Source organism: Thiomonas sp. TH-17 (assembly GCF_057473305.1).
In genome coordinates this window covers 1-7,320 of record NZ_JBYCKI010000199.1, presented here as the reverse complement: position 1 = coordinate 7,320, position 7,320 = coordinate 1, and the positions used below count along the sequence as shown (strand labels likewise).

The following is a 7,320-nucleotide window of genomic DNA, read 5'->3' as shown; positions in this document are numbered from 1 at the left end:
CTTCACTGAGTTTGTCTGATCGCATGAAGCCTCCGAAAAAACTCAAGCTTCACTCAGCACAGACTCATTGAAAAGATGGGTTCGGCGGACGCTTACTATGCACCCGCCACCTTCGTCGACATACAGGGACACCAACATCATGAAACGCATATCGATCCGCCATCCTGTTGCAGGCCTGTTGCTCGGGTCATCCATCATTGCCTCAGCCATCGTGGCAGTCCAGGGGACAGCGTCCGCGCAAAGCGCAAGCCGGTCGACCCTCGTCGCACCGGTCAATCTGCCCCATATCCACGGTCTGGCATTCAGTGCTGACGGCGCGAATCTCTTCATACCAGACCACCATGGGCTGGCGGTCTACGGCAAAGGACATTGGTCGACGGTGCCCGGCCTTGCGAACGACTATATGGGGTTTGCAGTGACCAAGGCTGCTTTCTACAGCAGCGGACACCCGGCTCCGAATTCGAACGCTGTCAATCCGCTTGGCTTGATGAAGAGCGTCGATGGAGGTCGGACGTGGAGCTCACTCGGCTTGCGTGGGGAAGCCGATTTCCATCACATGGCAGCCAGCTACGGAACGTCGGCGATCTACGTCTGGAACACGGGTCCGAACAATCGCATGCCACAAGTCGGGCTATACCGAACGGACAATGACGGCTTTCTTTGGTCCCATGAGACTGCCAGCGGATTGACTGGCCAGATCGGAGTGCTTGCCGTGCATCCGAGCAACCCGGCGATTGTTGCAGTCGTCACAAACGATGGTCTGTTCATCTCGATGGATTCCGGCAGCCGGTTCTCTGCGCGCGTCAACGGCGTACAGGTGGTTTCAGCGTCATTTGATCTGGATGGGAAGCATCTTTGGTACGGCAGCTATGACAAGCATGCGGTGTTGACTCGGATCGCCCTTTCCGGCAACTCGCAAGACGCGAAACGGATCGCGTTGCCACCTCTGCATAACGACGCCGTTGCGTATATTGCGCAAAGCCCCACAAATCGGTCGGAACTTGCGATCGCGACGTTCCAGCGCAGCGTCTTCATCTCAACGAACGATGGTCAGAACTGGCGAATGATCGCGCGAAATGGCGTGACGTCCTGAGCCGATCCCGAAACACGGCTCTCAAGTCCGCCTCCATCCGGAGGATCGGGCTGATGCTGAGTTGGCCAGATTTCGCCCCAACAAGTTCCCAGTGTTGGGGAGTGCACTTCCCGCAGCCGTGGGGGTGCGCGACCGCCCCGTGACCTTTAGCGAATTTCGAACTTGCCGTACATGCCTTGTTCCGCATGTTTCGGCGTGGGACACACGTACCAAAACCGGCCTGGATCGCGTGCCACCAAAGTGGTCGACAACGCCGCGTAGTGCGCCTGCGCAACGTCCTTTTCGCTGCGCCAGGGTAAAAGGGGCTCCACCTGCACCAGGCCAGGTCCCGTGTACATCATGGACATGTAGGGATATGGCGGCGGCGCTGGTGTAAGAATCAGGCCGTGCTCCATGCTGTCACCATAATCCATGTTGACGACGGTCAGATGCACCGTGGCACCAAGCGGCACGATCAATGTCGGATTGGTAAGGCCCGCAACCTCGAAGGTTTGGTCGTCGTGTCCCGGCTGCACGGCGACCATATTGATGGTCACATCCGGGCCGCTGTACGTTACCGTGTTTGCCTTCGCGTTGACCTTCCCTTGATTGTGCCCGTCACGGATGTAGGTCTGCGCTTGGCCATAGCTCAGCAGCCCGCCGTTCCAGTTCGCATCCACCGGGTGATTGGCCTCTCCGCCACCCATCATCATTCCTGGTCCCATCCCATTGCCGCCGCCATACATTTGTGCGGTTGACGCTACGGGCGCCCCAAGAGAAAGCGCAACGACAAGCGCCGCTCGAACCCCGATCTGTCTTTGCCTGAACATGATTCAACCTCGCTTGCCTGGATTGCCGTAAAGAGGGCCGGACTCAGCAGCGTGTCGCTCCTTTGCCCGGCCCAGGCCTAACTTCCCTGCGCCTTCGCCTCGGTTTCCAAAATCACTCGCCTTCCTGCGAATCCCACGGGCCCATCTTTTGAAGCTTGGCCCGCTGCTCCGGAGTCAGCACGGCGTCAATCTGCTTGATCGTTTCAAGGTGGTTACGCAACATTTGCAGACGCACATCTTCCATGGCCTTGGCCGCCTTCATGGCCGCGTCGACGTCAATCTTTCCAGCCTCGAAATTGCGCCAAGATCCTTCTATTGCGGCGCGCATTTGTGGCATTAACGCCCACTGCTTCTTGAACTGCGCATCCTCGATCGCCTCGATCTTCTTCTGCTGGGCGTCGTTCAAGGCCAGGACGGACCCTGCGCCATAGGCCCACATCCTCGGGCCCATGCCGTAGCCGCCATAGCCACCACCCATCATCCCAGAGCCCATGCCGTAGCCGCCATAGCCGCCATAGCCGCCACCCATCATCCCCGGGCCCATGCCATAGCCGCCATAGCCACCGCCCATCATCCAGGGCACACCGTTAGCGAAGCCCCGCCCAGGCGATCCCCCGCCATAGGCGCCGGGGCCACCCCGGTGATAACCAGCGCCGGGGCCATAACCGCCACGGCCGGGAGCATTCCCCCACGGACCAGAACCATTCATCATTCCCGGACCCATCTCATAACCGGGACCATAGGCCGGGGCTGCGGAACTGGCCGGTTCTGCGGCGTGTGCAGCGACGAAGCCGCCTGCGGCCAAGGCCAGTGCAGGAACAACGATCAGTGCACGCATTGTTTGACTTTTCATGATGCTCTCCTTGTATAAAAAGCGAAGCCTGTTGCAAATATGGTCCGCGACCGCGGAGCACGAGAAAGAACCTCAACTTTCAATGTCGGTGCGCCTGCGCTTGTACTCATCAGCATCAATTTCGCCGCGAGCGTACCGTTCGTCCAAAATGTCGCGTGCGCCACGTGACAGCGTCGGGTGCTCACGCCGGTCGTCCCGGAATTGTCTGAACACGCCGAACAACAGCGCCAAGACGACAACGACGATCAAGATCATGAAGATCCAGCCGAAACCACCCATCATCCCGTATCCATAGCCGAATCCGCCGGGTTGGTTGAACCACATCATGATCGTTCTCCTATTGAAAAGTCAGCGCTGAGCAAAGCGGGCCGAAACATCCAGACACTGAACGAGCACATTGGCCAAGCATCACAGCATCATGAACTGAAGTCGCGCACCCTGCAGTGCTTAAACTGGTATTTCATGTCGACAACTTTAGACGCTGATTGGTGCTGTCAGCGTGACCGGCTGATTACATTTGTGTCATGCTGGGATACTCGGGCGAAGTGATGAAGGCCGAGATCAAATGGACCTGCGGAATCGTCCCGTGGAATTGTGGCGGCTATTCGGTTTGTGTCATGGCCTGGCCGTCGCATTGCAGGTGGTCGTTAACGTCAGCTTCGACTAGCACTAGCAATCAGCTAAGAGTCAGCAGTAGGCCCGCGCCACCCCCGAGCATTGACCTGACTATGTCCGGTTACCAGCTATGAGCGAACGCATCGATGCCTTCGTGTGACGGTTCGCAATGGCCGAATGAGGTACTTAGACCCCCTGGCTGCTTTCGCGTGAAGCTATGTGAAAAGTCCGAAGTGGCGATCGGTCAGTCCACCGACGTCTTCCCGCCATCCTCACCCATGAGCCCTATGCTCCAGTCCAAGAATACTTGCCCGATGTGCGGCCATGCAAAGGTCAGGACCATGCCCACCGATGTAAGCCAGTAGTTCTGCGCGTGCGAGGAGTTCAAGGCCGTGCTGACGCCGAAGGCCGGCGAATGCTGCGTGTTTTTTCGTACGGCGATGTACATTTTCCGCCCATCTAGTGTCCTGTCCCGGTAATACGCGAACAAAGTCGATGCAGCTTTTCGAGGATCGAGTCGGCCGTGGCCGTCCACTTGAACGGCCGACAGTTCGTGTTGTAGGCGGCGACGAAGTGGTCGATGCGCTGCACGAGTTGCTTGACGCTGGTGAACGACCCACGGCGGATGGCCTTGTCGGTGATCAGGCCGAAAAATCGTTCGACTTGATTGAGCCAGGAGCTGTACGTTGGGATGAAGTGCATGGTCCAGCGCGGATGTGCAGCCAGCCAGGCCTTGACCTTCGGGTGGTTGTGCGTGGCGTAGTTGTCCGCGATGCAGTGGATTTCGAGCGCGGCCGGTACAGCTCGCTCGATCTCCCGCAAGAAGGACAGGTACTCCTGATGACGATGCCGCGGTTTGCAACTGGCCAGCACCGCGCCGTTGAGCACGTTCAACGCGGCGAACAACGTGGTTGTGCCGTGACGCTTGTAGTCGTGGGTGACGCCCTCGACGTAGCCCAAGCCCATGGGCAGCATGGGCTGTGTTCGCTCCAGGGCTTGGCACTGGCTCTTCTCGTCCACGCAGATGACCAGCGCGTTGTCGGGCGGGCTCAGGTACAGGCCAACGACGTCGCGCAGCTTCTCGATGAAGAACGGGTCGTTGGACAGCTTGAAGCCTTCGGTGCGATGGGGTTGCAAGCCGAAGAGCTGGAAGTAGCGCGCCACGCTGCTCTTGGAGATGCCAGTCTCGGCGGCCACCGAGCGCACGCTCCAGTGCGTCGAGCCGTCGACCGGCTTGGTATGCAGGGTGGTCTTGATCAACTGCGCCACGCGTTCGTCGTCGATGGTTCGCGGCTTGCCCGGGCGCATGTCGTCGTACAGGCCGGCAATGCGGCGATCGACAAAGCGCGATCGCCACTTGCCCACCGTGGCCATGCTCAGCTTGAGCCGCTCGGCGATGTCCTTGTTTTGTTCACCGCTCGCACTGTCCAGAATGATGCGCGCACGCATGCTCAGCGCCGCCGGCAGCGAGCGGCTGCGAGCGAAGGATTGAAGCTGCGAACGCTCCGCGTCCGTCAGCAAAAGTTCGGTCTTCGGCCTGCCTGTTTTCATCGCGGTATCTCGGGTTCAAAGATACCGCACTGGCATGCAAGATTAATGCCAGTTATTTACGGGACAGGACACTAGGCGCACAGGGGAAAGGCTGCTTCCCATGAAAACCCGGAACATCTAGCGCGTGACTTGAACGGTCACGTGGGAAAGGTCCGTAAAGCGGGCGAGAAGGCTCTGGTAATGAACACAATCCCTTTCGCCGTCAGGATTTTGCACGGCGAGGATCGCGCCCAAGTGGCCCGGGCCCAGGCGCCAGAGGTGCAGATCGCGGATACTGTCGCCCTGCGCCTTCACCAGCGTCGCGATGTCGTGGCTGAGCCGCCGGTCAGGATTCATGTCGAGCAGAATCGCTCCCGTGTCGCGGACCAGGCCGAATGACCAATTGGCGATCACCAGTGCCCCGACGATGCCCATGACCGGGTCCATGAAATTCAAGCCGAAGAACTTGCCTGCGGCCAATCCCAGGATAGCAAACACGGAGACTGCCGCATCCGCCGCAACGTGCACAAACGCTGCACGCATGTTGTGGTCTCGGTGGTGCCCGCCATGCGTATGGTGTGCGGGTTCTTCGTAATGCAGCGTCGCGCTGAACGACTCGAAGCGCGCCCCGAGGTCCACGTGAAGGTCGAAGTCGTGTGGCTCTGGAATCTCCTCGGCTGACTCCCAGCAGTCACCCACGTCACGCAAGGCAAAGCGCTGCTCTTCCCCGCCGGTGCGCACCGTGGTCAGCATGACATCAGCCGCCCAAAGGGCCTGCGCACTCCCCGGCTCCTGGAGATAGCGCACCTGGAAGCGCGGCGGAACACCATCCTCGAAGATCCTCAAATGCAGACGTCCGGCTGGAGTGTCAATAACCTTCGGATCATCGTCATGCGCGGAACCGGAGTGACCATGCGCATGCCCATGGCCGTGGTCATGACCGCTGCCGCTGAGCATCCAGGCGCTGACGATGTTCACGGCTAGTCCGAGGAAGGCGATCGCGATAGCCTGGTCGAAACCAATGCGCACAGGATGGAGCAGGCGGTCGACGGCCTCATAGCCAATCAGCAGCGCGATCATCGCCAGGATAATCGCGCTGGAAAACCCCGCGAGGTCGCCGACCTTGCCCGTGCCAAAGCTGAAACGCCTATCGCGCGCATGCCGTCGCGCATAGGTGTAGGCCACGGCCGCAATGAGCATCGCCGCTGCGTGGGTGCTCATGTGCAGGCCGTCGGCGATCAGGGCGAGGGAGCCGAAGTGCAAGCCACCGACGATCTCAATCACCATCACAACGCTGCACAGGGCGATCACCCACCAGGTCTTGCGCGCGTTGCGGTCATGACCTTCGCCCAGGAACACATGCTCGTGGTCTGGCACGGCGAGTTGCGGAATGGCATTCATTTGAAATAGCTCCTGAACACGTCAGCAAGCTCCTCGGCAGCGTCGGCAGCCATCGGATTCTTGCCCTTCAATGGCTCGACGAGATGGCTCTGGATATGTTCCTCGACAACCTCGCCGAGCAGTCCATTGAGAGCGCCGCGGCAACCGGCGATGACATGCAGCACTTGCTCGCACCCGGCTTCGGACTCAAGTGCGCGCTCGATGGCGTCGACCTGTCCTCGGATACGGCGCACCCGGTTCAGCAGCTTGGCTTTCTGGCGGATGGTATGGCTCATATCCCTATGATAGCCTACCCCCCTATCCGATAATGGTTAACGCACGCATCCATTCCTCACCTCAACCGTTCTGGTCGCCCTAGCTGAGATCGGAGACAAGACACAACTCTTGTCCCTGCTGCTGGCGGCCCGCTATCGCGCGCCCATTCCCATCATCCTGGGTATTTTGGTCGCGACCCTGGCGAACCATGGGATCGCCGCCGGTGTGGGTGACATGCTCGCCCACACCTTGAAACCGTCGGTTCTGAACTGGGCCGTCGTCCTGTCCTTCGTCATCATGGGGCTGTGGATACTGGTCCCTGACAAACTGGATGAGGAGAACCTGTCCAAACGCAGCGCGCGCGGCATCTTCCTGACGACCGCGCTGTCATTTTTCCTCGCCGAGATGGGCGACAAGACCCAGGTGGCAACCGTCGCGCTGGCTGCGCGTTTCAGCGAGTGGATTCCCGTGGTGGCTGGGACGACGCTGGGCATGCTGCTGGCCAACGTGCCGGCAGTGCTGTTCGGACACCGCTTTGCAGATCGGCTGCCGAGCCGTTGGATCCATGCCGTCGCGGCCGTCATGTTCATCGTTCTAGGTGCACTCGCATTGCATACTGCATTGCAGGCCCGGTAAGCAGCAGCAAGCTGGCTTTCGACTCCACCGGCTGCGCATTTCAGTGATCGTGGACGCCTGTTTCAGTCTGATCGTGGACGGCGTTTCAGCGTGATCGTGGACGCGCCGGGGTGCGCGCAAGCGATGGG

At 59.8% G+C, this 7,320-nt stretch carries 7 protein-coding genes and 1 pseudogene; 2 read left to right on the top strand and 6 right to left on the bottom strand.

The genetic code is table 11. The features are described 5' to 3' along the window. Positions 1-139: 139 nt before the first annotated feature. Positions 140-1,093 (top strand): F510_1955 family glycosylhydrolase, encoded by a 954-nt coding sequence (locus tag AC2VLV_RS11940; protein WP_486990197.1) that lies wholly within the window; start codon positions 140-142, stop codon positions 1,091-1,093. A 146-nt stretch (positions 1,094-1,239) separates the two neighbouring features. Here the strand turns inward: AC2VLV_RS11940 and AC2VLV_RS11935 are convergent, their stop codons facing one another. The 6 genes from AC2VLV_RS11935 to AC2VLV_RS11910 all read right to left on the bottom strand — a co-directional run bounded on the left by AC2VLV_RS11935 (position 1,240) and on the right by AC2VLV_RS11910 (position 6,576). Beyond that, on the bottom strand, positions 1,240-1,902 hold the full coding sequence (locus tag AC2VLV_RS11935) for a cupredoxin domain-containing protein (protein ID WP_486990196.1): 663 nt from the start codon (positions 1,900-1,902) through the stop codon (positions 1,240-1,242). Positions 1,903-2,014: 112 nt separating this feature from the next. Beyond that, entirely contained in the window at positions 2,015-2,755 is a 741-nt protein-coding gene (locus AC2VLV_RS11930) for a Spy/CpxP family protein refolding chaperone (RefSeq protein WP_486990195.1), read from the bottom strand. 72 nt (positions 2,756-2,827) lie between these two features. Further along, a complete protein-coding gene (locus tag AC2VLV_RS11925) occupies positions 2,828-3,082 on the bottom strand; it encodes an SHOCT domain-containing protein (protein WP_486990194.1) in 255 nt (84 codons plus the stop codon). Positions 3,083-3,829: 747 nt separating this feature from the next. Next, positions 3,830-4,921, bottom strand: coding sequence for an IS630 family transposase (locus AC2VLV_RS11920; RefSeq protein ID WP_486990193.1), 1,092 nt, complete (start codon positions 4,919-4,921; stop codon positions 3,830-3,832). A gap of 117 nt (positions 4,922-5,038) precedes the next feature. Continuing rightward, a complete protein-coding gene (gene dmeF / locus AC2VLV_RS11915; protein ID WP_486990192.1) occupies positions 5,039-6,301 on the bottom strand; it encodes a CDF family Co(II)/Ni(II) efflux transporter DmeF in 1,263 nt (420 codons plus the stop codon). Beyond that, positions 6,298-6,576 carry a metal/formaldehyde-sensitive transcriptional repressor gene (locus tag AC2VLV_RS11910; protein ID WP_486990191.1) on the bottom strand — a complete coding sequence of 93 codons (279 nt, stop codon included), beginning with the start codon at positions 6,574-6,576 and terminating at the stop codon, positions 6,298-6,300. Before AC2VLV_RS11910 ends, dmeF begins: the two co-directional genes overlap by 4 nt. 43 nt (positions 6,577-6,619) lie before the next feature. Between AC2VLV_RS11910 and AC2VLV_RS11905 the strand changes: the two are divergent. Beyond that, positions 6,620-7,192 (top strand): annotated as a pseudogene (locus AC2VLV_RS11905) (TMEM165/GDT1 family protein); the annotation flags it as partial. Positions 7,193-7,320 lie beyond the last annotated feature (128 nt).